21 protein-coding genes and 1 pseudogene are annotated in these 26,232 nt (G+C 70.8%); 9 read left to right on the top strand and 13 right to left on the bottom strand.

Translation table 11 applies throughout. From position 1 onward, the window contains the following. The first annotated feature begins 12 nt into the window (after window positions 1-12). The 3 genes from DWB05_RS08685 to DWB05_RS08675 all read left to right on the top strand — a co-directional run bounded on the left by DWB05_RS08685 (window position 13) and on the right by DWB05_RS08675 (window position 1,806). Window positions 13-240: a DUF2188 domain-containing protein gene (locus DWB05_RS08685; protein WP_114376810.1), complete on the top strand. Its 228-nt coding sequence runs from the start codon at window positions 13-15 to the stop codon at window positions 238-240. 101 nt (window positions 241-341) lie between these two features. Continuing rightward, window positions 342-1,397 carry a ribonucleotide-diphosphate reductase subunit beta gene (locus tag DWB05_RS08680; RefSeq protein WP_114377001.1) on the top strand — a complete coding sequence of 352 codons (1,056 nt, stop codon included), beginning with the start codon at window positions 342-344 and terminating at the stop codon, window positions 1,395-1,397. A gap of 124 nt (window positions 1,398-1,521) precedes the next feature. Continuing rightward, window positions 1,522-1,806, top strand: coding sequence for a hypothetical protein (locus DWB05_RS08675; protein WP_114376809.1), 285 nt, complete (start codon window positions 1,522-1,524; stop codon window positions 1,804-1,806). Between the two features lie 140 nt (window positions 1,807-1,946). Here DWB05_RS08675 and DWB05_RS08670 read toward each other — a convergent pair whose 3' ends face one another. Together DWB05_RS08670 and DWB05_RS08665 are read right to left on the bottom strand one after the other, a co-directional pair. Continuing rightward, window positions 1,947-2,699, bottom strand: coding sequence for a tRNA1(Val) (adenine(37)-N6)-methyltransferase (locus tag DWB05_RS08670; RefSeq protein ID WP_332871717.1), 753 nt, complete (start codon window positions 2,697-2,699; stop codon window positions 1,947-1,949). Continuing rightward, complete coding sequence (locus DWB05_RS08665) at window positions 2,693-2,908, bottom strand: putative signal transducing protein (protein ID WP_114376808.1); 216 nt, start codon at window positions 2,906-2,908, stop codon at window positions 2,693-2,695. The genes DWB05_RS08670 and DWB05_RS08665 overlap by 7 nt, the downstream gene beginning before the upstream one ends. Window positions 2,909-3,002: 94 nt before the next feature. Between DWB05_RS08665 and DWB05_RS08660 the strand changes: the two genes are divergently transcribed. After that, window positions 3,003-4,031, top strand: coding sequence for a polyprenyl synthetase family protein (locus DWB05_RS08660; RefSeq protein ID WP_232818473.1), 1,029 nt, complete (start codon window positions 3,003-3,005; stop codon window positions 4,029-4,031). 28 nt (window positions 4,032-4,059) lie between these two features. Here the strand turns inward: DWB05_RS08660 and DWB05_RS08655 are convergent, their stop codons facing one another. Both DWB05_RS08655 and DWB05_RS08650 read right to left on the bottom strand, forming a co-directional pair. Then, window positions 4,060-5,181, bottom strand: a complete 1,122-nt coding sequence (locus DWB05_RS08655; protein WP_114376807.1) for a CaiB/BaiF CoA transferase family protein — start codon at window positions 5,179-5,181, stop codon at window positions 4,060-4,062. Window positions 5,182-5,326: 145 nt separating this feature from the next. Then, on the bottom strand, window positions 5,327-6,496 hold the full coding sequence (locus DWB05_RS08650) for an acyl-CoA dehydrogenase family protein (RefSeq protein ID WP_114376806.1): 1,170 nt from the start codon (window positions 6,494-6,496) through the stop codon (window positions 5,327-5,329). A gap of 126 nt (window positions 6,497-6,622) precedes the next feature. On the opposite strand from DWB05_RS08650, the gene DWB05_RS08645 reads away from it, so the two are divergent. Then, a complete protein-coding gene (locus DWB05_RS08645) occupies window positions 6,623-7,636 on the top strand; it encodes a 2-hydroxyacid dehydrogenase (protein WP_269815566.1) in 1,014 nt (337 codons plus the stop codon). A gap of 105 nt (window positions 7,637-7,741) precedes the next feature. Here DWB05_RS08645 and DWB05_RS08640 read toward each other — a convergent pair whose 3' ends face one another. From DWB05_RS08640 to DWB05_RS08615, 7 genes and pseudogenes are all read right to left on the bottom strand, one after another. After that, window positions 7,742-9,211, bottom strand: a complete 1,470-nt coding sequence (locus DWB05_RS08640; RefSeq protein ID WP_114376805.1) for an N-acyl-D-amino-acid deacylase family protein — start codon at window positions 9,209-9,211, stop codon at window positions 7,742-7,744. A gap of 10 nt (window positions 9,212-9,221) precedes the next feature. After that, the gene (locus DWB05_RS15220; protein WP_157967138.1) at window positions 9,222-9,542 is read right to left on the bottom strand and encodes an FkbM family methyltransferase; all 321 of its coding nucleotides are present in this window, start codon (window positions 9,540-9,542) and stop codon (window positions 9,222-9,224) included. Between the two features lie 62 nt (window positions 9,543-9,604). Then, window positions 9,605-9,937, bottom strand: a pseudogene (locus DWB05_RS15365) (FkbM family methyltransferase); the annotation flags it as partial. Further along, on the bottom strand, window positions 9,934-11,634 hold the full coding sequence (locus DWB05_RS08630; RefSeq protein WP_114376803.1) for a hydantoinase B/oxoprolinase family protein: 1,701 nt from the start codon (window positions 11,632-11,634) through the stop codon (window positions 9,934-9,936). The pseudogene DWB05_RS15365 and the gene DWB05_RS08630, both read right to left, overlap by 4 nt. Beyond that, a complete protein-coding gene (locus tag DWB05_RS08625) occupies window positions 11,631-13,709 on the bottom strand; it encodes a hydantoinase/oxoprolinase family protein (RefSeq protein ID WP_114376802.1) in 2,079 nt (692 codons plus the stop codon). The genes DWB05_RS08630 and DWB05_RS08625 overlap by 4 nt, the downstream gene beginning before the upstream one ends. Continuing rightward, window positions 13,706-14,971, bottom strand: coding sequence for a Zn-dependent hydrolase (locus DWB05_RS08620; protein ID WP_114376801.1), 1,266 nt, complete (start codon window positions 14,969-14,971; stop codon window positions 13,706-13,708). Before DWB05_RS08620 ends, DWB05_RS08625 begins: the two co-directional genes overlap by 4 nt. A 21-nt stretch (window positions 14,972-14,992) precedes the next feature. Then, on the bottom strand, window positions 14,993-15,781 hold the full coding sequence (locus DWB05_RS08615) for an SDR family oxidoreductase (RefSeq protein ID WP_114376800.1): 789 nt from the start codon (window positions 15,779-15,781) through the stop codon (window positions 14,993-14,995). A gap of 122 nt (window positions 15,782-15,903) precedes the next feature. Between DWB05_RS08615 and DWB05_RS08610 the strand changes: the two genes are divergently transcribed. Then, on the top strand, window positions 15,904-16,884 hold the full coding sequence (locus DWB05_RS08610; RefSeq protein ID WP_114376799.1) for a 2-hydroxyacid dehydrogenase: 981 nt from the start codon (window positions 15,904-15,906) through the stop codon (window positions 16,882-16,884). 135 nt (window positions 16,885-17,019) lie between these two features. On the opposite strand, the gene DWB05_RS15055 is transcribed toward DWB05_RS08610, so the two are convergent. Together DWB05_RS15055 and DWB05_RS08600 are read right to left on the bottom strand one after the other, a co-directional pair. Continuing rightward, the gene (locus DWB05_RS15055) at window positions 17,020-19,341 is read right to left on the bottom strand and encodes a methyl-accepting chemotaxis protein (RefSeq protein ID WP_114376798.1); all 2,322 of its coding nucleotides are present in this window, start codon (window positions 19,339-19,341) and stop codon (window positions 17,020-17,022) included. A 130-nt stretch (window positions 19,342-19,471) separates the two neighbouring features. After that, complete coding sequence (locus tag DWB05_RS08600) at window positions 19,472-20,875, bottom strand: aspartate aminotransferase family protein (protein ID WP_114376797.1); 1,404 nt, start codon at window positions 20,873-20,875, stop codon at window positions 19,472-19,474. Window positions 20,876-20,947: 72 nt separating this feature from the next. Between DWB05_RS08600 and DWB05_RS08595 the strand changes: the two genes are divergently transcribed. The 3 genes from DWB05_RS08595 to DWB05_RS08585 all read left to right on the top strand — a co-directional run bounded on the left by DWB05_RS08595 (window position 20,948) and on the right by DWB05_RS08585 (window position 26,136). Then, a complete protein-coding gene (locus DWB05_RS08595) occupies window positions 20,948-22,093 on the top strand; it encodes an alpha/beta hydrolase (protein ID WP_114376796.1) in 1,146 nt (381 codons plus the stop codon). A 73-nt stretch (window positions 22,094-22,166) separates the two neighbouring features. Further along, entirely contained in the window at window positions 22,167-24,473 is a 2,307-nt protein-coding gene (locus tag DWB05_RS08590) for a molybdopterin-dependent oxidoreductase (protein WP_114376795.1), read from the top strand. A gap of 4 nt (window positions 24,474-24,477) precedes the next feature. Then, window positions 24,478-26,136 (top strand): PhoX family protein, encoded by a 1,659-nt coding sequence (locus tag DWB05_RS08585; protein ID WP_157967137.1) that lies wholly within the window; start codon window positions 24,478-24,480, stop codon window positions 26,134-26,136. Window positions 26,137-26,232: the final 96 nt, after the last annotated feature.

The raw sequence follows: 26,232 nt of genomic DNA, 5'->3' as shown, positions 1-26,232 counted from the left end.
GGAGCTTCAGCCATGACGAGAACTCGAAACATTCATACGGTGCCTTCAGAACGCGGGTGGGCGAACAAGGAGGAGGGCAACCCCCATCCCCTCTCGACCCATCGCACCCAGAGCGCGGCGGCTGAACGCGGACGAGAACTCGCACGCGAGAGAGCCGCTGAACATCTGATCCATGGCCGGGATGGGAGGATTCGTGAGCGGAACAGTTACGGAAACGATCCATTCCCGCCGCGCGGCTGATCGCCATTTTTCCACGCGCCCGATCGGCGACGGTGCACACCTGCCGGCACGCCGACCACGCAAGACCCGTAATCAATCACCTAGGTGCTGAAGGACCGATGATGACCACCAACGGACACACCACCGATCTCGCCGCCCCGCGACGGATGGACCTGCTCACCGAGAACCCCGTCTACAAGCCCTTCCGCTACCCCTGGGCCTACGACGCCTGGCTCACCCAGCAGCGCATCCATTGGCTGCCCGAAGAGGTGCCGATGGCCGACGACGTGAAGGACTGGCAGAAGAACCTCACGCCGGCGGAACGCAACCTGCTCACCCAGATCTTCCGCTTCTTCACCCAGGCGGATGTCGAGGTGAACAACTGCTACATGAAGCACTACGCGCAGGTGTTCAAGCCGACCGAAGTGCTGATGATGCTCTCGGCCTTCTCCAACATCGAGACGGTGCACATCGCCGCCTATTCGCACCTCCTCGACACCATCGGCATGCCCGAGGTAGAGTACCAGGCCTTCCTCAAGTACAAGGAGATGAAGGACAAGTACGACTACATGCAGACCTTCAGGGTCGATTCGAAGGAGGAGATCGCCAAGACCCTCGCCGCCTTCGGCGCCTTTACGGAAGGCCTGCAGCTGTTCGCCTCCTTCGCCATCCTCCTCAACTTCCCGCGCTTCAACAAGATGAAAGGCATGGGCCAGATCGTGTCCTGGTCCGTGCGCGACGAGACGCTGCACTGCCTCAGCGTCATCCGCCTCTTCCGCACCTTCGTGCAGGAAAATCCAGAAATCTGGACGGAGCAGCTGAAGGAGGAGATCGTCGAGATTTGCCGCACCATCGTGGGCCACGAGGATGCCTTCATCGATCTCGCCTTCGAACTGGGCGGGGTCGAGGGGCTCGGGCCCGAGGAGGTGAAGCGCTACATCCGCTTCATCGCCGATCGCCGCCTCGTTCAGCTCGGTCTCGAGCCGATCTACGGCATCGAGCGGAACCCGCTGCCTTGGCTCGACGAGATGCTGAACGCGATCGAGCACACGAACTTCTTCGAGAATCGGGCCACCGAATACAGCCGCGCGGCGACGCGCGGCACCTGGGAGGAGGCCTTCGCCGACCACGTCTTCGCCGACCCGCAGCCCGAGGGGGCAATCCTCGTCGCCCATTGACGGGTTCGCACCGGGGGGGGAGGGCCGGCGCCCGTCGGCGGGCTTTTTCCCTACGAAAAACTGTGCTTAACTTTTGCGTGGTGATATCCGGCCTGCCCGATCCGGACACCGACACAGAGGCAGCATGGTGAGCGACGAGGACGACACCAAGGTGCGGGAAAGGGACACCGCGCGTAGCCCGACACCGCGCTACAGCCGACGCTTGTCCGACAAGATCCTGATCGCCTTCCATCACGCCTGTGACCAGGGCGATTTCGAGGTCGCCGAGCAGCTCCTGCACATTCTCGAGATGATGCTCACGCGGCGCCCGATGAGCCCGGACACCAACCGGCGCAAGAACATCGAGAGCCTGGTCGCCGCCCACGAGCGGCTTTGGCACCTGCGCCATCCGGAGGCAAGCCAGGTCTGAACGGCCGGTCCACTTTCTTTTCGATCAGGCGCGAGCCTGCGCCATCCGGAGGCGAGCCAGGTCTGAACGGCCGACGGGCGGCCGGTGGGCCGCGCGGCTGCGGCGTCGTGGGCGGGTGAACGGAGCGAACGGAGGAGGCGTCAGCCGAGCCTGAGCGCGTCGCCGTCGCGCAGCACGGCCTGCGCCTCGTCCGTGAACCCGTCGCCCTCGTGCAGCACGAGCCCCGCCGACAGCCGCAAAGGCGCGCGGCCCCCCTTCACGCCCTGCATGATCAACCGCCGCGCCGGCTGGCCAGCCCGCGGCCAGAGCGGGAACAGCACGACGCTGCCCACGCCGGTCGCTGCACAGGCGGCGAGCGCTTCGGCCAGACGCTCGGGCGGCAGGATCAAGGTCAGCGTGCCGCGCGGCAGCAGCCGCCGCGCCAGCACGGAAACCCAGAGGGAGAGGGGAGCCTCGGCCTCCTCATGCGCCGCCGCCCGTCGCAGCGGATCGGGCGGCGCCGTGCCGCCGCGGAAGAAGGGCGGGTTGGCCATCGCATGCCGGAACGGGCCGAGGCTCGCCGCCGCGCGCTGCGTCGTGCGGTCGGCAAGATCCCCGCAGAGGACGGCGAGCCGATCCTCAGCCGCGTTCAGGCCCGCGTTGGCGCGCGCGATCTCGGCGAGCTCGGCATCCCGCTCGATGCCCACAACCCGCGCCTCGGGCACGCGCGCGAGCAGCGCGAGGGCGGCCGCCCCGGTGCCGAGCCCCGCCTCCAGCACCGCCTCGCCGGCTTCGACCGGCACCGCGGCGGCCAGCAGCACCGGGTCGATGGCGGTGCGGAATCCATAGAGGGGCTGGCGCAGCCTGACCCTGCCCCCGACCAGCCGGTCCTCGCTCAGCACGCGGCTCAGCACTCGAACCCTTCGCCCGCCTCGCGCAGCACCCGCCGCGCCCGCGTCACGTCCTCCTCCGCCACCATCAGCCGGCACGGAATGGCGAGGCCCGAGCCTTCCAGCACGCTCATGCCGCGATCGAGCACGACGGTCTCGATCCCGGCGTCGCGCAACAGCGCACGCAGGAAGGACAGACGCACCGGATCATTGCTGCGCAGCAACTCGCGCACCGCCCTCTCCCGCCGCCTGCATTGACCGGCTTTTCGCCGGGCCAATATCCTCGTCGGTCTCCAGGGGCGGTCAAGCAGGCGAAAGGACGGGCCGGTGCGGGCGGCAGCCGAACGAGGTGCGGATTCGGTGTCGGTGGCGGCGCGCGAGGACGCCCTGACCGCGCTCGCCAGCCTGGTGCGCGAGGATCTCGAGGCCTGCAACCGCCTGATCGTGGCGCGGATGCAGAGCCCCGTCGAGCTGATCCCCAAGATCGGCGCGTACATCATCGCCGCCGGCGGCAAGCGGCTGCGACCCCTGCTCACGATCGCCGCCGCCCGGCTTTGCGGCTACCGCGGCCTGCGCCACGTCAAGCTCGCCGCCTGCGTGGAGTTCATCCACACCGCCACCCTGCTGCACGACGACGTGGTGGACGAGAGCGCCGTCCGCCGCGGCCTTGCTTCCGCCAACGCCGTGTTCGGCAACAAGGCCTCGGTGCTGGTGGGCGACTTCCTGTTCAGCCGCTCGTTCGAGCTGATGGTGGAGGACGGCTCACTCGCCGTGTTGGGGATCCTCTCGCGTGCCTCCGCCACCATCGCGGAGGGCGAGGTGCTGCAGTTGATGACGCAGAACGATCTCGCCACCACCGAGGAACGGTATCTCGAGGTGATCCACGGCAAGACCGCCGCGTTGTTCGCCGCCGCTGCCCGGCTCGGCGCGGTCGCGGCCGACCGTCCGCGGGAGGAGGAGGAGGCGCTCGAGCGGTTCGGGCTCAAGCTCGGGCTTGCGTTCCAGCTCGCCGACGACCTCTTGGATTACGCCGCCGACCCGAAGCGTCTCGGCAAGGCGGTGGGCGACGATTTCCGCGAGGGCAAGGTGACGTTGCCGGTGCTTCTCGCCTACGCGCGGGGGGATGAGGAGGAGCGCGCCTTCTGGCGTCGCACCATCGAAGAGCTCGATCAGCGTGATGGCGATCTCGACACCGCGATCGCGCTGATGCGCCGCCACGGTGCCTTCGCGGAAACGGCACGCCGTGCTCAGGCCCTGGCCGAGGAGGCGAAGGCGGAACTCGCGCTCTTCCCCGAACGGCCTGAGAAGCGGGCGCTTCTCGCGGTGGCGGAGTTCGCCGCCGACCGCACGCGCTGAACGGCGTTCCCCGGCTGCGGCGTGACGCTCAGACGCCGAATTCGGCGCGGATCTTCTCCGTGTGTTCGCCGAGGCGCGGCACCGCACCGAAGGAAAGCGCTTCGCCGGCGCGGCGCACCGGGGGGGCAGGGATGGCAATGGGCCCCGCTTCCGTCTCGATGACGACGCGACGCAGCACTGGGTGCGCGGCAAGCCCGGCGACGTCGTTCACGAAGCCATAAGCCGTCTTCGCGCGATCGAGCCGGGCGCGCGCCTCGGCCCGATCGAGCCGTGCGAGCCGTTCGGCGACGAAGGCATCGACCGTGGCGCGATTGCGCACGCGCGCCACGTTGGTCTCGAAGCCCTCGCGCTTCGGCAGTTCGGGCTCATCCAGCACCTCGGCGCAGAAGGCAGCCCATTCCCGCTCGTTCTGGATCGAGATCAGAACGAGGGCGCCATCGGCGAGGGCGAAGGCACCGTAGGGACAGATGGAGGGGTGCGCGAGGCCGAGCCGCGGCGGCGGCCGCCCCGTCGCCTCCCAGGTCAGCAGCGGCACCGTCATCCACTCCGCCATGCCGTCGAACAGGGAGACGGCGAGGCCCTGCCCGCGCCCGGTGCGGTCGCGTTCGATCAGCGCCTCCAGCACCCCGGCATAGGCCGAAAGCCCGCAGGCGATGTCGCAGACGGAAACGCCGACGCGGCCCGGGCCCTCGGGCCTTCCGGTGACGGAGCAGAGCCCGGATTCCGCCTGCACGAGCAGGTCGTAGGCCTTCATCGCGGCGTAGGGGCCTTCCTCGCCGTAGCCCGAGATGTCGACGGTGATCAGCCGAGGGTGACGCGCCCGCAACGTTGCCGAGTCGAAACCGGCGCGGGCGGCCGCGCCGGGGGCGAGGTTCTGCACGAACACGTCGGCGCGGGCGAGGATGCGGTGAAGGAGCGCCCGATCGTTCGGGTTCTTCAGGTCGGCGACCAGGCTTTCCTTGCCGCGATTGAGCCACACGAAGTAGGAGGCGAGGCCGCGCGCGTAATCGTCATAGCCACGGGCGAAGTCGCCTTCGGCGCGTTCGACCTTGATCACCCGCGCGCCGGCGTCCGCCAGGCGGCAGGTGAGCAAAGGGGCGGCGACCGCCTGTTCGAGGGAGAGGACGAGAAGGCCGGAGAGGGGTTTCATCGTCTGGTTCGCGTGGGGCCGATGGGCCCCCCGCGCCCCCCGGGAGGGCGGCCCTCCCGATGGTCGGGCCGCACGCGCCGCGACCATCGGGAGCGGCGCACTTTGCAGGGGGCGCGGGGGACACGCGTGTCCCCCGCCGTTCCTCCTAGTAGCTACGCGGCATGCCGAGCACGTGCTCGCCGATGTAGGCGAGGATGAGGTTGGTGCTGATGGGCGCGACCTGATAAAGCCGGGTTTCGCGGAACTTGCGCTCCACGTCGTAGGCTTCCGCGAAGCCGAAGCCGCCGTGGGTCTGCAGGCAGGCCTCGGCGGCGGCCCAGGAGGCATCGGCGGCGAGCAGCTTGGCGAGGTTCGCCTCCTCCCCGCACGGCGCCCCCGCCTCGAACTTCGCGCATCCTTCGCGCACCATCAGTTCCGCCGCCCGCATCTGCGCATGAGCGCGCGCGATCGGGAACTGCACACCCTGGTTCTGCCCGATCGGGCGGCCGAACACCACGCGCTCCTTCGCATACGCCACCGCCTTGGCGATGAACCATTTCGCGTCACCGATGCACTCCGCGGCGATCAGGAGGCGCTCGGCGTTCATGCCGTCGAGAATGTAGCGGAAACCCTTGCCCTCCTCGCCGATCAGACTGTCGGCCGGAATGCGAAGGTCGTCAAAGAACAGTTCGCAGGAGTTGTGGTTCATCATGGTGCGGATGGGCCGGATGGTCAGGCCGCGCCCGACCGCCTCCCGCATGTCGACCAGAAACACCGAAAGTCCCTCGGTGCGTTTCGCCACCTGCTCGCGCGGTGTGGTGCGCGCGAGCAGGATCATGAGGTCGGAATGTTCCGCCCGCGAGGTCCAGACCTTCTGCCCCGAAACGATCCAGGCATCGCCGTCGCGGCGGGCGAAGGTGCGCAGGCTGGTCGTGTCGGAGCCGGAGGTGGGTTCGGTCACGGCAAAGGCCTGCAGGCGAAGCCGGCCGGCGGCGATTTCGGGCAGCCAGCGCGCCTTCTGTTCGGCAGAGCCGTGCCGCAGAAGCGTGCCCATGGTGTACATCTGGGCGTGGCAGGCGGCACCGTTGCAGCCCGAGGCGTGGATGGTCTCCAGGATGGCGGCGGCGGCGGAGAGCGGCAGGCCCGCGCCGCCGTACTCCTCCGGGATCAGCACCGAAAGCCAGCCCGCCTCGGTGAGGGCGTGCACGAACTCGGTCGGGTAGGCGCGCTCGGCATCCAGCTTGCGCCAGTATTCGCCGGGGAAACGGCTGCACAGCTTGGCGACCTCGGCCCGCAGGTCAGCCCAAGGATCGCCACGCGCAAGGCTTCCGTCCATCGCCTTTCCTCCTCCGCCGCGTTATCGCGCCGCGCCCGAGACACGACAAGCCGGGCGGATGCCGATCGCGGTTGCGCGTGAGGCCGTGCTTCGGGCACCCCATGCCCGAACGGTGAAGGAGGCCCGATGATGCGCGTGGCGATGTTCTCGACCAAGCCCTACGACCGCCGCAGCTTCGAGGAGCGCAACGGCGGGCGCCTGTGCGACTTCGCCTGGCTCGAGCCGAGGCTCTCGCACGAGACGGCGCCGCTCGCCGACGGGTTCGACGCTGTCTGCCTGTTCGTCAACGACGATGCGAACGCGAAGGTGATCGAGCGGTTGGCGCGCGGCGGCGTGCGGCTGATCGCGCTGCGCTGCGCGGGCTTCAACAACGTCGATCTCGTGGCCGCCGAGGCGCACCGCATTGCGGTGGTGCGCGTGCCGGCCTATTCGCCGCACGCGGTGGCGGAGTTCACCATCGGCCTGATGCTGAGCCTGATCCGCCGCATCCATCGCGCCTATCAGCGCACGCGCGAGAACAACTTCTCGCTCGAGGGTCTCCTGGGGTTCGACCTGCACGACAAGACCGTCGGCGTGGTGGGCACGGGGCGGATCGGCGCGATCGTGGCACGGATCCTGCGCGCGGGCTTCGGCTGCACGGTCTTGGCGACCGATGTGCGGCGCGATGCGGCTCTCGAGGCGATCGGCGTGACCTACGTGGCGCGGGAGGAGCTCCTGCGCGCGTCTGACGTCATCACCCTGCACGCCCCACTCACGCCGCAGACGCGGCATCTGCTGAACGCGCGCAGCTTCGGCGATCTCAAGCCAGGCGCGATGGTGGTGAACACCTCGCGCGGCGCGCTGATCGACTCGGAGGCCGCGATCGAGGCGTTGAAGGAAGGGCGGCTCGGCGGGCTCGCCATCGACGTCTACGAACAGGAGGCGGACCTGTTCTTCGAGGATCTCTCGAACGAGATCATCAAGGATGACGTGCTGCAGCGCCTGATGATGTTCCCCAACGTGCTGGTGACGGGGCACCAGGCGTTCTTCACGCGCGAGGCGCTGGCGGCGATCGCGGAGACGACGCTCGCCAACATCGAGGCCTTCGCCAAGGGCGAGCCGCTGGTCAACGCGGTGACGGTGGCGAGCGTGAGAGCGTAGGGTGGGGGACAAGCCTGTCCCCCGCGCCCCCTGCGGGGGGCGCGGCCCGACCCTCGGGAGGGCCGCCCTCCTGGGGTGCGCGAGGGGCCTATCGGCCCCTCGCTCTCAAGCCCTCGCCTTTGGGTTCTTCAAAAGCCGCCCCGGTCGCGCCCCCGTTGGACCTTCGCCGTATCGATACACCGCCTCACCGTTCACCCACACCTGCTCGATCCCCGCGGCCGGCCGGGTGGGCTCCTCGAAGGTCGCCTCGTCGATCACGGTCGCGGGGTCGAACAGCACGAGGTCGGCGAAGGCGCCAGGGCGGATCACGCCGCGATCGGGAATGCCGAAGGTCTCGGCGGTCAGCCCCGTCATCTTGCGCACCGCCTCCTCGAGCGAGAAGAGCCGCTCCTCGCGCGCGTAGCGCCCGAGCACGCGCGGGAAGGTGCCCCAGAGGCGCGGGTGCGGGAAGGAATCGTGCGGCAGGCCGTCCGAGCCGATCATCGCGCGCGGATGGGCGAGAATGCGCCGCACGTCCTCCTCGCTCATCTGGAAGGTGATCGCGCCGGCAGGAAGCAGGCGCACGGCTGCCTCGCGTCGCGTGCAGCCCCAGGCGCGCGCGATGTCGTCGAGATCCCGCCCTTGCATCTCCGGGTGCGGCACCGACCAGGTGACGACGACCCGCACGTCGTCGCGCAGCTTCTCCGGCAACAGCACGGTGCTGGAGGCCGGGTAGGGATAGACGTCGAACGCCACGCGCTGGTGCTTCGCCGCCTCGTCGACGCGCGCGAGGGTCTCGACGCTGCGGCCCCAGTTCTGCGGCTGGATGCACTTGAAGTGGCTGATCACCACCGGCACGCGCGCGGCGCGACCGATCGCGCAGGCCTCATCGATCGCCTCCAGGATCGCATCCCCTTCGTCGCGCATGTGGGTGGCATAGAGGCCGCCCGCTTCCGTCAGCGCCTCGGCGATGGCGATCACCTCGTCCGTCGTCGCCGCGTTCGCCGGGGGGTACCAGAGCCCGGTCGAGAGGCCCCAGGCGCCCTGGCGGAGCGCCTCGGCGAGACGATCCTTCATCCGCGCGGCCTCGGCTTCGGTCGCTGTGCGGCCGAGCTCGGCATCACCCATCTCGCGTGCGCGGAGCGTGGTGTGGCCGATGAAGGCGATCGCATTGACGGCCGAGCCGTGGCGGCTGAAGTCCTCGGCGTATTCGGCGAAGCTGTCGTAGCGCCAGTGGGACGCATCGCCGAGAAGGTCGAGCGGGGCGGGCGGGCGCGTGTCGCGCACGAGAGGGCTGAGCGAGATGCCGCAATTGCCGACGACGACGGTGGTCACACCTTGGCTCAGCTTGCAGTGCAGGCACTCGGGCCCGCAGAGCACGGCGCGGTCGTCGTGCGCGTGCGCATCGATGAAGCCCGGGGCGAGCGCCTTGCCGGCGGCGTCGATCTCGACCCAGCCCGCGGTGGCCGAACAGTCGCCGACCGCAATGATGCGATCCCCGGCGACGGCGACGTCGGCGAGGCGGCGCGGCGCGCCGGTGCCGTCGAAGACGAGGGCGTTGCGGATGACGAGGTCGCAGCGGAACAGCGTGGCCATGGCAGCGTGCTCACCTCAAGGCCCGAAACAGAGAGTCGGCGTCGCCGGCGTAGCCTTCGACCGGTGCACCGTCCGGCAGCCGCTCTGCAGCGTAGCCGAGCGGGGCAAGAAGGGACCAGACGGTGTCCGGCGTGTCGCCGGCGCGCGCCAGCGAGGGGGTGACGATCTCAAGGAGGATGGCGGGGCGGAAGCGGGCGAGGGTGTGCATGCCGCCGCGCAGCACGTGCCCCTCCCAGCCCTCGACGTCGCACTTGATGAGGTCGAGACGGCGAAGGGCCAGCCGTTCCACCAGCCCATCCAGCGTCTCCACCGCCACGCGGTCCTGGCGCACGGCACCCGGCCGGTCGGAGGGGCGAAACTCGCCAAGCGGAACCCGACCGCGCCCGATGGCTTGATCGGGGTCGCGAGCTCGAGCTCGCCCGGCCGGTCCGATAGTCCGACCGGGACGACGATGACGTTGCGCAGGCGATGCAGGCGCACGATCCTCTCCAGGATCGAGCGTGCATAAGGCGAGGGTTCGACGGCGATGACGCGCCCCGCGGGAGCAAGACGAGCGAACAACTTGGTGAACTGCCCGGCATGGGCCCCGATGTCGAAGGCGACCCCGTCCGCCGGCAGGAGAGGGCGGAGAAGCGGCAGGAGATTGCGATGATGCTGCTGGGTCGCCGCCTTCCAGACATGGGCGACCCATTCGAGCCGCCCTCGCAACGACGCCGCCGCGCTCACGCCGCGTCCGTGACGAACCCGTAATCGCGCGCCGCCGCCTCCGGCGAAACGAGCCCGTCCGCCACGTCGCGCGCGACGAGCGCGGGGTCGCGCTCGCGCGGATCGCCCATGCCGCCGCCACCCGGCAGGTGCAGCACGAGGCGTCGGCCGGCGGGGATCACCTGATAGCCCTTGGTGCGCAGCACCACACCGTCGTCGCGCAGCACCGCGCCAGGTGCGCCGTCCTTGCCGCCGAAGCGGCCCCTCGGTGGGTTGGCCACGCGGTCGAAGATGGCGTTGACCGCGAACTCGGCGTCCTCCGCGGCACCGATCACCATCGTCTGGCCGAAGCCGCCGCGCGTGCGGCCCGCCCCGGCCGAGTCGGGGCGAAGTTCCTTGCGCCAGATGACGATGGGGGCGGCGTTCTCGGTCGCCTCCACCGGCATGGTGCGCACCCCTGAAGGAAAGGCGCAGGCGGAAAGCCCGTCCTTCGTCCAGCGCGCACCGGTGCCGCCCGAGTTGAAGGTGATGATCTCGAAATCGGGAAGCACCGCGCGCGGCCCCGACACCTGAGAGCCCCCGCGCAGCGGCGGGTTCCACAACGACGACGAACCCTCCGCCGCCACACGCTCGGGCACGGCCTGGGCAAGGCAGCCCATCATGAGGTCCGGCAGGAGCTGGCCGATGACGTGGCGGACCGAGACCGGGTAGGGCCGCGGCGCGTTCAGGATCGAACCCGGGGGGATCGTGATGCGGAAGGGCAGGAGCGACGCCCAGTTGTTCGGCACCTCGGGTGCCACCACCACCTTCAGGCCGAAGCAGGTGTAGGCCCGCGTGTATGCCGGCGGAACGTTGATGCCCCGTGACGAGAGCGGCGAGGTGCCGGCGTAGTCGACCGCGATCCCGTCCTCGTGCACCGTGAGCGCGGCGGAGAGCGTGATCGGCTCGTCGTAGCCGTCGGAGACGAGCTCTGCCCGCCAAGTGCCCTTCGGCAGGCGCGCGATCTCGGCCAGCGTCGCCTTCAGCGAAGCGTCGAAGATCGCCTCGGCGAGCGGCTCGAGGGAGTCGAGACGGTACTCCTCCATCATCGCGCGAAGACGCCGGATACCGGCTTCGTTGCAGGCACAGAGCGAATAGACGTCGCCCTCGAGCTCGGCCGGCGTGCGCGAGTTGGCGCGCAGGAAGGCGAAGAAGGTCTCGTTCGGCCGGCCTTGCTCGAAGCATGTCACGATCGGGATGGAGAGCCCCTCCTCGAACACCGACCGACCCTCCGGCCCCATGCCGAGCCCGCCGACATCGATCACGTGCGCGGTGTTGGCGAAGAGGGCGACGAGACGGCCGTCCATGAAGGCCGGGGTGACGACGGTGAGGTCGTGCAGGTGCCCGGTGGCGAGCCAGGGGTCGTTGGTGATGTAGTGATCGCCCGGGCGCATGGTTTCGGGCGGGATCGCGCGCAGGAAGTGCGCGACCGATTCCGCCATCGAATTGACATGGCCCGGCGTGCCGGTGACGGCCTGGGCGAGCATGCGGCCTTCGAGGTCGAAGATGCCGGCGGAAAGGTCGCCCGCCTCGCGCACGGTGGTGGAGAAGGCCGTGCGGATCATCGTCTGCGCCTGCTCTTCCACCACCGCGATCAGGCGGTTCCACATCACCTGCAGGCGGATGCGCTCGAGCGCCTCGGAGGCCGAGGAAGGGCGATGCAGCACCGCGTCGTTCATGTCCTCGCTCCCTGTTCGCGGGAAAGCCGGATGAAGCCCCGTGCATCGATCCTCGCACGCCAGCCGGGCGGGACGAGTGTCGAGGTCTCGTCTTCGGCGATGATGGCGGGCCCCGCGATCTCCGCGCCGGGGCCGAGGGCGGAGCGGTCATGGATGGCCCAAGGCGAAACGAGGCCGCTCGTCGTGTCGCGCACGGGGCGCGTCGTCGGTTCGGTGGCGGCGCCGCCGCCGGCGGGGGAGAGCGGAGGCGGCGGGTCGGCAGGTGCGGCGAGGCGCAAGGCGAAGGCGAGGATCTCGACGTCCGTCCCGGGCACCGGGCGGTCGTAGGTCGCGGCGTAGGCGCGGTCGTAGGCGGCGCGGATCGTTCCGATGTCATCCTGAACAAGGGCGCGCGCCGGCAGGGCGACCGCGATCTCGTGGCCCTGGCCGACATAGCGCATGAAGGCGACCCGCTCCTCCTCTGCCTCCCGGCCCGGCGCCCCTTGCGCGAGGATCGTCTCCGCCTCGCCGCGCATCTCCGCGAACAGCGCATTGACGCGGGCGAGGTCGAGCGAAGCAAGGCGCTGGTAGAGGCTGCGCACCACCTCGTAGGCCACGGGGGCGCGCAGGAAGCCGATCGCGCTGCCCACGCCTGCGCCGGGCGGGACGAGCACCGAGTCGATGCCGATCTTCTCCGCCACGCGCGCGGCGTGCACCGGCCCGCCACCGCCGAAGGCGATCAGCGTTCGCCCCTCGAGCGCGGTGCCCGCTTCGATCGCATGCACGCGCGCTGCGTTCGCCATCGCCTCGTCGACGATCTCGACCACGCCGACCGAAGCCGTTGCGATATCGATCCCTTGCGGGACCGCGACGTCGCGGGCCATCGCGGCTTCGGCGCGGTCGCGGTGCAGGGCGAGGCGGCCCCCGGCGAAACGGTCAGGATCGTAGCGGCCGAGCAGAAGATTGGCGTCCGTCACGGTCGGTCGGTCTCCGCCGCGGCCGTAGCAGGCGGGACCGGGATCCGCCCCCGCGCTGTCCGGCCCGACCGCGATGCGGCCGAGCGAATCGACGCGCGCGATCGACCCCCCACCGGCACCGATCTCCACCATCTCCACCACCGGGATGCGCAAGGGCAGGCCCGAACCCTTCTTGAAGCGCCCGACGCGCGCGACCTCGAAGGCGCGCGTGGTGTGCGGACGGAAGTCGTCGATCAGGCAGACCTTCGCCGTCGTCCCACCCATGTCGTAGGAGAGCACGCGGGTGAGGTCGGCCTCGCGCGCGATCGCGGCGGCGAAGAGAGCGCCGCCAGCGGGCCCGCTCTCGACCAGGCGCACCGGGAAGCGCCGCGCCGTCTGAACGCTGCACAAGCCCCCCGAGGAGAGCATCATCAGCAGGGGCGCGCGCGCCCCGATCGCGCGCAAGCCCTCCTCGAGCCGCGCGAGGTAGCGGTCCATCAGCGGCTGCACGTAGGCGTTCGCCACCGTGGTGGAGAAGCGCTCGTACTCGCGCATCTCCGGGCTCACTTCGGAGGAGAGGCTGACCGGCAGGTCGGGCCAGGCCTCGTGCAGAATCTCGCGCACGCGCCGCTCATGGCGCGGATCGACGAAGGCGTGCAGGAACCCCACCGCAACCGCCTCCACGCCCTCCGCCCGCAAGAGGGGAATCAGAGCGCGCACGCCCTCCTCGTCGAGCGGGACGAGCACGCGTCCCGCCCGATCGAGCCGTTCCCGCACGGGCAGGCGAAGGCGGCGCGGAACGAGCGGTTCGGGAAGGTCGATCTGCAGGTCGTACTGGTCGTAGCGCGACTCGGTGCCCATCGCGAGCACGTCGCGGAAGCCTTCCGTGGTGAGGAAGGCCACCTTCGCGCCCTTGCGTTCGATGATGGCGTTGGTCGCAAGCGTGGTGCCGTGCACGACGAGGTCGAGCGAGGCCGGCGCGAGCCCCGCTTCGGCCAGGATGCGCGCGGTGCCCTCGAGCACGGCGCGCTCCGGTTCGGCCGGCGTGGTCAGCACCTTGGCGGTCAGCCGCCGGGTCGGCGTTTCGAGGGCGAAATCGGTGAAGGTGCCGCCGATGTCGACGGCGAGCCGAACGCTCACGCCGCAGCCTCCGCGAGCCAAGCCTGCAGCACGGCGCAGGCCTGCGCGAAATCCTCCATGCGCATCGCCTCGTCGGGGTTGTGGCTGCCGTTCTGGTTGCGCACGAACAGCATGCCGGCGGGAATGCCGGCGCTGGCAAAGGCCGCCGCGTCGTGCCCTCCGCCCGAAGGCATCATGCGGTGGGGGATGCCGAGACGTTCCGCGGCGCGGGCGAGGCCGGCCCGGATCGCCGGGTCCATCAGGGCGGGGCGGGAGCCGGTTTCCGCTCCGAGTTCGAAACGGACCTTGCGGCGGGTTTCGATCTCGGCGACCAGGGCATGCAGTTCGGCGAAGAGGGCGTCGCAGTGCGCAAGCTCGACCGAACGGACATCGAGTTCGAACCGCGCTTCGCCCGCGATCTTGGTGAAGCCCGCCTCGGGGGCGGTGGCAAGCACGCAGAAGGTGCAGACGAGCTCCTTGCCCTCCTGCTCCATCCGTTCCCAGGCGAGGTCGAGGCGATAAGCGAGTTCGGCCGCGGCGATCGCGGCATCCGCCCGATACCGCCGCGGGGTCGCGCCGGAATGGTCGTAGCGGCCGAAGACGCGGGCGGAGCGCAGCCGTCGCGAGCCGGGGATGCCGGTGACGATGCCGACGGGGATGCCTTCCGCCTCCAGCACCGGGCCCTGTTCGATGTGCAGTTCGACGAAGGCGGCGACGCGGTCGCGGGCGAGATGGGCGCGCCCGCCGCGCACTGCCTCCGGGTCGAACCCCTCCTCGGCCATGTGCTCGGCGAGGCTGCGCCCACTGTCGCGGCGACGGATGTCGAGCTCCTCGGCGCGTAGGAGGCCCAGGGCGCCGCGGCTGCCCGGATAGGAGGTGGGGAACCAGGCGCCGGCTTCCTCGGCGCGGATCGCCATCACGGTGAGATCGCGGGCCGGCGCGAACCCCGCGCGGACGAAGCCGGCGAGCACGGCGAGACCTGCCGCGACACCGGCCGCGCCGTCGTAGTTGCCGCCGCGGGGAACGGAATCGAGATGCGAGCCGATGATGATCGCGGGAAGCGAACGATCCGTTCCCGCCAGCGTGGCGTAGAGATTGCCGACGTGGTCGGTCGAGAGCGCGAGGCCGAGCGAGGCGGCATGGGAGCGGAAGAGCGCGTGCGCGATGCGCTCGCCGGGCCCGTAGGCCTCGCGCGTGATCCCCACCCCGTCATGGGTGCGCGCGGCGAGATCGGCGAGAAAACGTTCCGCAAGCGCGATGTCCGGCGAGAGGTTGGGGCGCACGGGGCGTGAGCGATCGGTGCTTCAGACGCAGCGGATCAGCCCGCCGTCGACGCGGACGATGCTGCCGGTGATGTAGGCGGCGCGGTCCGAGGCGAGGAAGGCGGCGACGGCGCCGAACTCCTCCGGCCGGCCGAGCCTGCCGGCGGGAATGGTGGCGGCACGCTTCGCCAGCACCTCGTCGAGGCTCGCTCCGGTGCGCTTCGCTTCGAAACCGGCGGTCTCGCGCAGGCGGTCGGTTTCGATCGCGCCTGGGGCAAGGATATTGCAGGTGATGCCCTCCGCCGCGACCTCGGCGGCGAGCGTCTTGTTCCAGCCTACGATCGCGCCGCGCAGCGTGTTGGACAGCACCATGTTCGGCAGCGGCTGGATCATGCCCGAGGAGCCGATGGTGAGGATGCGGCCCCAACGGCGGTCGCGCATGCCGGGCAACAGACGCATGGCGAGCCGGATCGGGGCGACCACCATGCGCGCGAACTGCTCTTTCAGCGCCTCGAGCGAGAGCTCGAGGGCGGGCCCGACCGGAGGCCCGCCGTGGTTGAGCACCAGGATGTCCACACCGCCCAGGCGCAACACGGCCTCTTCCGCCAGCACGTCCATGCGCGCCTCGTCCGCGACGTCGGCAACGATGGCGTGCGCCGCCACGCCGTGCCGCGCCGAGAGATCGGCGGCGAGGGCGGCGAGGGCCTCGCGGTTGCGGCTCGCCAGCGCCACCGCCGCACCTTCCGCCGCCAGCGCGGTCGCGATCGCCCGTCCCAGTCCGCGCGAGGCGCCGAGCACCAGCGCGCGCCGACCGTTCAGCCCGAGATCCATCCCGTCTCCCTCGTCGATGCGCCGGATCGTAGCCGTCGGAGGGCGGCCCGCAAGGGAGGGACGCTGGACAGGCGGGTATGCCCCTGGCATGCGGCGCCTATCCCACAGCGTCGAGACTTCGCATGCAGCCGCAGGCCAAGACCAACCTCCTGCTGACGCGACGCCTGCCGCCGAACGTGATGGCGCGGGCGCGGCGCGACTACGCCCTGGTCGGGCCGGAGCCGGGGGATCTGCCGTGGCCGCGCGAGCGGCTGATTGCGGCCCTGGCGCAGGCAAACCCGCAGGCGGTGCTGTGCGCGCCGGGTGACGTGTTCGATGGGGCGACGATCGCGGCGATGCCGCCAAGCGTGCGCATCCTCGCCACCTTCTCCGCCGGCACCGATCACATCGACCTCGAAGCGGCGCGGGGGCGAGGGCTCGTCGTCACCAACGCGCCCGATGTGCTGACGGAGGCGACCGCCGAACTGACGCTCGCCCTCATCCTCGCCGCCGCACGCCGGCTCGGCGAAGGCGAGCGGCTGGTGCGTTCGGGGGCATGGCAGGGCTGGACGCCGACGCAGCTCCTTGGCCTGCGCGTCAGCGGCAAGCGGCTCGGCATCCTCGGCATGGGGCGGATCGGCCGGGCGCTGGCGCGGATGGCGCGCGGCCTCGGGATGGAGGTGCACTACCACAATCGGCGGCGGCTCGACCCCGCTCTGGAGGAGGGCGCGATCCATCATGCGGAGGCGGAGTCGATGCTGAGCGCGATCGACATCCTCGCGCTCACCGCCCCGGGCAGCGAAGCGCTGCGGCATTGGCTGAATGCCGAGCGGATCGCCTTGCTGCCGCGCGGTGCCATCGTGGTGAACACCGGGCGGGGAAGTTTGGTCGACGATGCCGCGCTGATCGCGGCCTTGCGCTCAGGGCACGTGGCGTATGCCGGGCTCGACGTCTACGACGGCGAGCCGGCGCTTCACCCGGGCTATCTCGACCTGCCGAACGTCGTGCTTCTGCCGCACCTCGGCAGTGCGACGGTGGAGACCCGGGACGCGATGGGGTTTCGTGCCCTCGACAACCTCGATGCGTTCTTCGCCGGCGCTGATCCGCCCGATCGGGTGGCGTGACGGGCGTACCGGAGCCTGCCGGTTCCGATCGGTCGCTGCCGCGTCGCGCCGATCAGACCCGCAGCACCGAACGCGCCCTCGCCGGAGCGTGTCCCGGCCTGCCGTCGTGCTCCGCAGCGTCCGAGCAGAACCCCCTCAGGCCGCGCGCATGCCGGCGAGGAAGCGATCGACCTCGGCGGTCAGCTTCGACGCTTCGGCGTTCAGGCCGTTTGCCGCTTCCAGCACCTGCACCGCCTCGCCTCCCGCCTGTTCGATGGCGCGGCTGACCGAGCCGATGGTGCCGGCGATCTCGGCGGTGCCGGCGGCCGCCTGCTGCACGCTGCGCGCGATTTCTGCCGTCGCCGCGCCCTGCTGGTCCACGGCGGCGGCGATGGAGGTGGCGATCGCCTCCATGCGCCGGATCGTTGCTGCAATGGCACGGATGGCGGAGACGGCCTGTTCGGTCACCCCCTGCATGGCGGTGATCTGGGTCGCGATTTCCTCCGTCGCCTTGGCGGTCTGGCTGGCCAGGTTCTTCACCTCGGAGGCAACAACGGCGAAGCCCTTGCCCGCCTCACCGGCCCGTGCTGCTTCGATGGTGGCGTTGAGGGCAAGCAGGTTCGTCTGCCCCGCGATGTCGCCGATCAGGCGCACCACGTCGCCGATCCGCGAGGCCGCTTCCGCGAGCCCCTTCACCGTCTCGTCGGTCGCCTGCGCCTGGGCCACCGCCTCCGCCGCAATCGTCGTGCTCTCCTGCACCTGGCGGGCGATCTCGCGCACGCTGGCGGCGAGTTCCTCGGCCGAGGCGGCGACCGTCTGCACGTTCGTGCTCGCCTGATCGGTGGCAGCGGCGACCGCGACCGTCCGCTTGCCCGTCTCGGAGGCGACCTGGGTCAGGGTCTCGGCCGAGGCGCGCATGGACTGGGCAGCGCCGAGCACGCTCTTCGCCACCGAGCCCACGTTCGCCTCGAGTTCGTCGGCGAGGCGGACTTCCCGCGTGATCAGCTCCCAGTTGAGGAGCGCGCCGGCATAGGCACCGTTGCGATTCCGAACGGGACTGATGGAAAGCTTCATCGTCTCCGGGCCGAGCCGGATCCGCGCCTTATGCGGGAGGTTGGCCGGGTCGGCGAGGATCCGCCGCACGCGCTGCGGGTCACGGTGGAAGATGTCGACGCTCTGGCCGATCAGCGCGTCGACCTTCACCGGGAGAAGGTGTTCGACTGCGGCAAGGGTCTCGCGCGTGGCCTGGTTGAGATAGGAGATGCGGAAGTCGTCCTTCGGATCGGCCACCATCACCGGCTGCGGCAGCTGGTCGAGGATCTGGCTCTGCAGGAAGGCCCGCTCGGCTTCCGCGCGCAGGCGCTCCGTCGCGGCGGCGATGCGGCCGATCTCGTCGCGACGGCCGGAGAACCCGACCGCGACGGAGGTGTCGCCCTCGGCGATGCGATCAAGCGTCGCCGTCATCCGCTGCAGCGGCGAGGCGATGGCAAAGGCGGTCACCACCCCGGAGACGACAAGGGTGAGGGCGATGGCGAGTCCCACCAGCATGAGCTGTCGCTCGACGGCCGCGGTCTCGCTCGCCGCTTGCGCCTTCGCCTCCGCCTGGATCGCGGCGTAGCTCTCGACCAGCGCGCTGAGGAGACGCTCCGCCGTCGCCCGTGCTGGGCCCGTGCCTTCGCTCTGGTGGACGGCCATCTGCGCGGTGAAGCCGGCGAGCTGACTCGCGGTTGCGCCGAGTTCGGCGAAGGCCTGCTGCAGGGCAAGCACCTGGTCGCGGAAGGAGGCCGAGACCGGCGCATTGAGTAGCGGCCGCAGTGATGTGTGGCCGAGGGCGATCGCGGCCTGCATGGCGTTGCGCTGCGTTGCCTCGTCCGTGGCCAGATAGCGCAGCACGGCGATGCGCAGATCGGCCGCCGCCTCCCCGAGCTCGACAAGCTTCGCGCGCGCGTCGTTCTCCGCAACCGTGTCCATGCCCTCGAGCCAGATCGCGGTCTCGACCTGCGTCACGCGGTCGCGGAAGCGGTCGGTCGCCGGCAGGAAGGCCTCGTCGCGGGCGGAGAGAAGGCGCTTGCGGATCTCGCCCATGGTGGCGATGGCGTCGCGATAGGCGACGATGGCGGTCTGCGCCTCAGAGAGGCGACGACGTAGCGCCTCCTCACCCTCGTCGCCGTGAAGCCGGCCCAGGGCAGCCAGCGCCCGGTTCGCCGCCTCCGACGCGCGGGCGACCGCCGCCTCGACGGCGCGCGCATCCTGCGCCATCTGGGCATCCCGGTTGAAGGTCGGCATCTGCAGGAGGGCGGCGATCGCCTCGCGCACGGCGATCTCGTTGGCGACGGCGCCGCTCTGACGCTGATCCGCGCTCGCTATCCGGTCGAGGCCGCGCATGGTCTGCACCACGAGCACGGCCACCAGGCCGAGGGTGACGGCGCCCGACACTGCGAGCTTGCCGGCGATCGGCAGGTTTCGAAACACGCGCATGGTCGCCCCCTCGCATGCCTTCACGGCGCGGCGCAGGATCGACAGGAACCCTTAAGCGCGCGTTAGCGAGGGCAACTGCCCTCGGACGCCGGCCTCACGTCGTGGCGAGCGCGACCGCCCCCCTCGGCGCTCACGCCAGCGTCGCTTCGCGCTCCGTCGCGAGCGCCACGGCGAGATCGTCGAGCGCACGGCCGAAGCGGTCGAGCATTTCGTCGATCTCCGCCCGCGTGATGATCAGCGGGGGGGAGAAACCGATGGTGTCCAGCACCATGGCGCGGCAGATCAGGCCACGCTCCTCCGCGTGTTTGACGAAGCGCGCCCCGATCTTGCGCGCAGGCGCGAAGTTGCGCCGGGTCTCCTTGTCCTCCACCAGCTCCACGCCCGCGATCAACCCAACCCCGCGCACCTCTCCCACCAGCGGGTGGTCGGCGAAACGTTCGCGCAGCTGCGCCTGGAAGTAGGGCCCCACCTCGCGCACATGGCCGACGATGTCGATCTCGTCATAGATCTTCAGAGTCTCCACCGCGACCGCCGCCGGCACGGGATGGCCCGAATAGGTGAAGCCGTGCCCGAAGGTGCCGATCTCGTGGCTCTGCTTCGCCAGCGCCTGGAAGATGCGGTCGTTCACCATCACCGCCGAGATCGGCAGGTAGGCGTTGGAGAGCGCCTTGGCGCAGACGAGGATGTCCGGCTCGAGGCCGAAGGTCTCGCTGCCCCAGTAGTTGCCGGTGCGGCCGAAGCCGCAGATCACCTCATCGGCGACCAGCAGGATGTCGTACTTGCGCAGGATGGGCTGGATCGCCTCGAAGTAGCCGCGCGGTGGGATGACCACGCCGCCGGCACCCTGCACGGGTTCGGCGAACATCGCCGCGATCGTCTCCGGCCCCTCGCGCAGGATCAGCGCCTCCAGCTCCTCGGCAAGGCGCAGGCTGAACTGCTCCTCCGTCTCGCCCGGCAGCCCCTCGTGGTAGAAGGTCGGGCAGCGGAGGTGCAGGAAGCCGGGCAGCGGCAGGTCGAAGGCCTTGTGATTGATCGTCTGCCCGGTGACGGAGCCGGCGGCGATGGTGATGCCGTGATAGCCGCGCACCCGGCCGATGATCTTCTTCTTCTCGGGCCGCCCCCAGGCGTTGTTCGCGTACCAGATCATCTTGATCGCGGTATCGTTCGCCTCCGAACCGGAATTGGCGAAGAACACGCGGCTCATCGGTACGGGGGCTCGGGCGAGCAGCATCTCGGCGAGCTCGATCATCGGCGGATGCGACCGCCCACCGAAGGCGTGGTAGAAGGGCAGGGCGCGCATCTGCCGCACCGCCGCCTCGATGAGGCGTTCGTTGTCGAAGCCCAAGGCGGCGCACCACAGCCCGGCGAGGGTGTCGATGTACTCGCGCCCCGCATCGTCCCACACCCGCACCCCCTTGCCGCGGGTGATGACGAGGGGGCCGGTGCGCAGGTGCGCCTCGAGATCCGTGTAGGGGTGGAGCACGGAGGCGATGTCGCGGGCGGCCGGGCTGTTGGGGCGGGGAAGCGAGGTCATTGTCGTCTCCTTGAGGCCGGCGCCACTATAGGGACGGGGAGTGCGATCCGACCAGAAGGGGAGAACGCACGCATGGCCCGCACGGCGTCATCGGCGGCCAGGCCGCGCAGGAAAGGCAGCGCAGGGGGCGGCGGGGATCTCACGGTCTTCTTCGCCACCAACCGCAACCCGGTCGGCGACCCCGTCCGTCCCGACGGCTTCGGCACGGCCCTCAACGGCGATGGGGCGGAACTCCGCTTCGGCGCCGCACGCTTCGCCGGGCTCGCGGCGTCGTGGTCGCACGACGTGCCGACCGGCCGCCACGCGCTGGGCGTGTTCGCCGAGGACCCGGGCGCCGGCGTGCTCGGCAGCACGGAACTCTCGGCGCGTCTGCAGCGGCTGCTCGGCGGCCAGGGCGAGGCGGCGACGCACGACCTTCTCCTCTACGTGCACGGCTTCCAGACGGGCTTCGCCGAGGCGCTCGCCCTCACCGCGCGGATTGCGGTGAACCTCGAGGCGATCCGTCGCGCCATGCCCGAGGAGGAACGGCCTCGCCCCCTCGTGCCGACGGTGTTCACCTGGCCCTCGGACGGCGTGCTCGGCACGCGCGCCTATTGGAGCGACGTCAAGGACGCCGAGCGGTCGGGCGAGGCCCTGCGTCGCGCGGTGAACCTTCTTGTCGACGTGCTCGCGGAGGTGGCCGCGGCGCGACCTCTCGGCGCCGCCCCGCGGCTGGTTCTCATGGTGCAGAGCCTCGGCCATGCCGTTCTTGCCTCCGCGCTGTCCGCCCTCGACTTTCCGGGGGGGATCGACGTCGTGCTGAGCACGGGGGCAGACATCGAGGCGGACGCCTTCGGTCGCGAGGGTGGCTTGCGACGCCTGCCCGAGCTTGTGCCCCGCACGGTCGTCTATCATTGCGAGCGCGACGGTGCTCTGCAGCTCAGCCAGAAGCTGCGGTCGAACCCGGTGCGCTTCCGCTTCGCCGGGTTCCGCCTCGGCCAGCGTGGCCCTTTGCGCGACCCCGGTGTGGCGACCGTGGAGGCGGTGGACGTCGGTGCCGTGGTGATCGGGACCGGCGATGACACCCACCACTTCTACGGCCGGCGGAACCGAACCGTGCAGGCCGACATGCTGCGCGTGCTCGCCGGCATTCCCCCCAGCCTGATCGCGGGCCGCAGCCCCGCCGGGGCGGGACGCTTCGTCCTCGGCCATGGCGGCTACGTCAGCCCCGCCGCCTGACGCCCTCGCGCTGAAGGCAGACCCGCGCTAAGTCACGACAGGGTGGCAGAAGCGAACGGGGGGTAACTGCGCGATGGCCATCGCCGTGCCGCACGCGGCGCATTGGGGCGCCTTCGAGGCCCTGGTCGAAGCGGGCCGCGTCGTCGGCGTGCGCCCCTTCCGCCGCGACCGCGCCCCGGGGCGGTTGATCGAGTCCGTGCCCGACCTCGTGCATGCGCGCGCGCGCATCGATCGCCCCTACGTGCGCAAGGGCTGGCTCGCGGGGCGTCGCGCCGGCTGCCCGCGCGGCGGCGATCCCTTCGTGCCGGTCTCCTGGGATCGCGCGATCCGCCTCGTCGCCGAGGAGGTGGCGCGCGTGCGGGCCGCCCACGGCAACGCCGCGATCTTCGGCGGCTCCTATGGCTGGGCCTCAGCCGGGCGGTTCCATCATGCGCGGACGCAGCTGCAGCGCTTCCTCGCGCTGATCGGCGGCTACGTGGGCCAGGTGACCAACTACTCCTACGCCGCCGGCATGACCCTGATGCCGCACGTCGTCGGCACCAACGACTGCGTCCAGGGCCCAGCCACCGATTGGCCCTCCGTCCTCGCCCACGCTCGCGTGCTGCTCTGCTTCGGGGGCCTGCCGCTGAAGAACGGCGAGGTCTGCGCCGGCGGAGCGGGCGAGGGCCAGTACCGGCTTCGGCTGGCCGAACTCGCGCGATCGGGACTCAAGATCCTCAACGTCTCCCCCGACCGCGGCCCCACACCGGCCTTCCTCGGGGCCGAGTGGATCCCCATCCGCCCCGGCACCGACACCGCCTTCATGCTCGCCGCCGCGAACGTCATCGTCGCCGAGGGGTTGGAGGATCGAGACTTCCTCGCCACCCACTGCACGGGGTGGCCGAAACTCCGCGCCTACATCCTCGGCGAGCCTGACGGTGTGGCGAAAACGCCCGCCTGGGCGGAGGCGATCACGGGGGTGCCGGCGGCGCATATCGCCGAGGTGGCACGGATGATCGCGCGCGAACCGAGCATGATCACCGCCACCTGGTCGTTGCAGCGGGCGGACTGGGGCGAACAGCCGTTCTGGATGGTGGTGGCGCTCGCCGCGATCACGGGCGGCATCGGGTTGCCCGGCCGCGGCTTCGCCTTCGGCTACGGCTCGATCAACGGGGTCGGCAACCCGCGCCAGGAGCTGCCCGTTCCCGCCCTCTCGCCGGGGCGCAACCCCTTGGGCCTGTTCATCCCCGTCGCCCGCCTCACCGACATGCTGGAGCGGCCGGGCGAGCCCTACGACTACAATGGCCGCACCCTCACCTACCCAGACATCCGGCTGATCTGGTGGGCGGGCGGCAACCCCTTCCACCACCACCAGGACCTGAACCGGCTTTTGCGCGCCTGGGCCAAGCCCGACACCATCATCGTGCAGGAGCCGTGGTGGACGCCGCTCGCCCGCCACGCCGACATCGTGCTGCCGGCGACGACCACGCTCGAGCGCAACGACATCGCCGCCTCCTCGCGCGACCGCTTCGTTCTCGCCATGAAACGGGCGGTGCCGCCGCAGGGCCAGGCCCGCGACGACTGGGCGATGCTCGCCGACATCGCCGAAGCCTTCGGCGTGCGCGAGCGCTTCACCGAACAGCGCGACGAGCGCGCCTGGCTCGCTCACCTCTACGAGACGGCGCGCCGCGGCTGGCGCGAAGCGGGGCTGGAGACGCCCGATTTCGACGGCTTCTGGGATCGGGGCTTCCTCGAGTTCGACCCGCCGGCGCGCCCCTTCGTCCTGTTCGAGGGGTTCCGGAACGATCCCTACGCGGAACCTCTCGCCACGCCGTCCGGCAAGGTCGAGCTCTTCTCCGAAACGATCGCCGGCTTCGACTACGACGACTGCCCCGGCCACCCGGTGTGGAAGGAACCACGCGAGTGGCTCGGCGCACCGGCCGCCGCCCGCTACCCGCTGCATCTTCTCACCGACCAGCCCGCCACGCGGCTGCACGGGCAGGGCGACCCGGGCCGGGTCAGCCTCGCCGCCAAGGTCGCCGGGCGCGAGCCGATCCGAATCCATCCCGAGGATGCCGCGGCGCGCGGCATCGCCGCGGGCGATGTCGTGCGCGTGTTCAACGACCGCGGCGCCTGCCTCGCCGGCGCGGTGTTCGACGAGGGCCTCATGCGCGGCGTGGTGGCGATGGCGACGGGCGCCTGGTTCGACCCGCTCGAGCCCGGCGTGCCGGGCTCGCTCTGTGTGCACGGCAATCCGAACGTGCTGACCCGCGACGAAGGAACCTCGCGCCTCGGCCAGGGCCCGGTCGCCCATTCCTGTCTGGTCGAGATCGAACGCTGGCGGGGCCCGCTCCCGCCTGTCCGCGTGCATGAACCCCCGCCGATCGAGGAGGAGTCGTAAGCCGGTGCCGATCCTCTCCCGACGCTCGCTGCTCGCCGCCTCCGCGGCTGCGCTGGCTTGGCCTGCCGCCGCTCAGCCGGGCGTGTCCGACGTCGCCGACGTCTCCCAGCCGGTGCTGCTGGATGATCGGATCGCGCGCGGCTATCGGCGCGACGTGCTGCTGCGCTGGGGCGACCGGGTGGCGTTCAACGCCCCGCCCTGGAACCCGCATCTTCCGGACGCCGAGGCGGCGGCGACGCAATTCGCCTGGGATGCGCGGCTCGCCGCCATCGTCGAACCTCCACCGGCGGCGGACGGCATTCCGCGCCTGGTCGCCGTCTTCTCCCATACCCGCGTCGACCCGCGCATGGCCTTCCCATCACTTCTGCCCAACCCGGCGATCGAGATCGGCATGGTCGGCGCTTCGGTGGTGAACCTCGAGTTCCTCGGCGGGCGCTGGGTGGTGGTGGATGGCGGGTTCCAAGCGCGGCGTCTCACCGGCACCACGCTTTGCCGCCTCGCGGGCCCGGCGGCGGGTGATGCGCGGCTGCGTACGAGCGAGGACCCGGCCGGGATGGCGGCGCGCGGCATCCTCGCCGCGGAGGGCGGCTGCGCCACACCCTGGCGGACTGTTCTGATCGGAGAAGGAGACGCGAGCGCACAGATCGCCGCCTGGCGCGACCTCGCCCCCCGCTTCCGCGAGGCGAACGAGCCGAACCGCTTCGGCTGGGTGGTGGAACTCGACGCCCTCGACCCGACGGCGGTCCCTGTCAAGCGCACTGCGCTCGGGCGCTTTCCCAAGGCCGATGTGGCGGTGACGCGCTCGGCCGATGGCCGGCCCGTGGTGTACATGACGGAAGCGCGCCGCGACGGGTTCCTCTACCGTTTCGTCGCCGCAAGTGGGCCGGACGGGGACGGGCTTGCCGCGAATGGCGCGCTGCTCGACGAGGGAGCCTTGTCGGTGGCGCGCGTGGAGGGATCGACCATCCGCTGGCTTCGTCTTCCCGCCACCGCCGCCGCGCTGATCGATGCCCGCATGGCGGCCGAACAGGCGGGGGCGACGCCGTTCGACTCGCCTTCTGGGCTCGCCGTTTCGCCGGACGGTCGGCTGTTCCTCGCTTGCCGCGGGGGAGAGCGGACGCCCGCGCGCCTCGACTCGCTGAACCCCCGCCCGATCAATCCTTGGGGCCACGTAGTCGAGATCCTCCCGGACAACCGCGACCACGGAGCGGACGCCGCTTCAGGCGCGGTGCTGATCCTCGGCGGAGATCCCGCCCAGCCGGGATCGACCGCGCGCTACGGGGCAGGCTCGCGCGTCTGGCTTGCGTGCCCCGCCGTGCTCGAGGTGGATCGGCGTGGGCGGCTGTTCATCGGCACGGCGCAAGGCCCCCTGCAGCGCAGCACCGGCATCGCCGACGGCATCTACGTTTGCGGCACCGCATCGGGCGCGACGCGGGGCACGATCGCGCTCCTTTACGCCGCACCGCGCGCGGCCGCGATCGGCGGGCTCCGCTTCTCACCCGACGACACCACCCTGTTCTCGGTGGTGCGCACCCCGGGGGCCGAGGCGGGGGCGGACTTCACCCGCCCGGCCACGCGGTGGCCCGCCTTCGAACCCGCCCTGCCGCCGCGCACCACCGTGATCGCGATCGCGCGCGATCGCGGCGGGCCGATCGGCGGCTGACGGAGACATCGATACGGTATAACGTTTCGTGGTCGGCATGGCTTGACCGGGCCGGCGCATCGTCCAACCATTCCGCGCAAGAATAACAGGAAGGAG

Origin of the sequence: Elioraea thermophila (ex Habib et al. 2022) (genome assembly GCF_003336755.1) — a bacterium.
Taxonomy (GTDB): domain Bacteria; phylum Pseudomonadota; class Alphaproteobacteria; order Acetobacterales; family Acetobacteraceae; genus Elioraea; species Elioraea thermophila.
The sequence above is the reverse complement of the archived record's forward strand: the minus strand, read 5'-3'. Positions and strand labels throughout refer to the sequence as shown.

Bases quoted from the DNA above. Each gene is read 5' to 3' on its own strand.
- DWB05_RS08630 (WP_114376803.1), bottom strand. From the start codon at position 11,634: ATGAACGACGCGGTGCTGCATCGCCCTTCCTCGGCCTCCGAGGCGCTC.
- DWB05_RS08645 (WP_269815566.1), top strand. From the start codon at position 6,623: ATGATGCGCGTGGCGATGTTCTCGACCAAGCCCTACGACCGCCGCAGC.
- DWB05_RS08590 (WP_114376795.1), top strand. From the start codon at position 22,167: ATGGCCATCGCCGTGCCGCACGCGGCGCATTGGGGCGCCTTCGAGGCC.
- DWB05_RS08595 (WP_114376796.1), top strand. From the start codon at position 20,948: ATGGCCCGCACGGCGTCATCGGCGGCCAGGCCGCGCAGGAAAGGCAGC.
- DWB05_RS08610 (WP_114376799.1), top strand. From the start codon at position 15,904: ATGCAGCCGCAGGCCAAGACCAACCTCCTGCTGACGCGACGCCTGCCG.
- DWB05_RS08615 (WP_114376800.1), bottom strand. From the start codon at position 15,781: ATGGATCTCGGGCTGAACGGTCGGCGCGCGCTGGTGCTCGGCGCCTCG.
- DWB05_RS08640 (WP_114376805.1), bottom strand. From the start codon at position 9,211: ATGGCCACGCTGTTCCGCTGCGACCTCGTCATCCGCAACGCCCTCGTC.
- DWB05_RS08675 (WP_114376809.1), top strand. From the start codon at position 1,522: ATGGTGAGCGACGAGGACGACACCAAGGTGCGGGAAAGGGACACCGCG.
- DWB05_RS08650 (WP_114376806.1), bottom strand. From the start codon at position 6,496: ATGGACGGAAGCCTTGCGCGTGGCGATCCTTGGGCTGACCTGCGGGCC.
- DWB05_RS08600 (WP_114376797.1), bottom strand. From the start codon at position 20,875: ATGACCTCGCTTCCCCGCCCCAACAGCCCGGCCGCCCGCGACATCGCC.
- DWB05_RS08685 (WP_114376810.1), top strand. From the start codon at position 13: ATGACGAGAACTCGAAACATTCATACGGTGCCTTCAGAACGCGGGTGG.
- DWB05_RS08680 (WP_114377001.1), top strand. From the start codon at position 342: ATGACCACCAACGGACACACCACCGATCTCGCCGCCCCGCGACGGATG.
- DWB05_RS15055 (WP_114376798.1), bottom strand. From the start codon at position 19,341: ATGCGCGTGTTTCGAAACCTGCCGATCGCCGGCAAGCTCGCAGTGTCG.
- DWB05_RS08655 (WP_114376807.1), bottom strand. From the start codon at position 5,181: ATGAAACCCCTCTCCGGCCTTCTCGTCCTCTCCCTCGAACAGGCGGTC.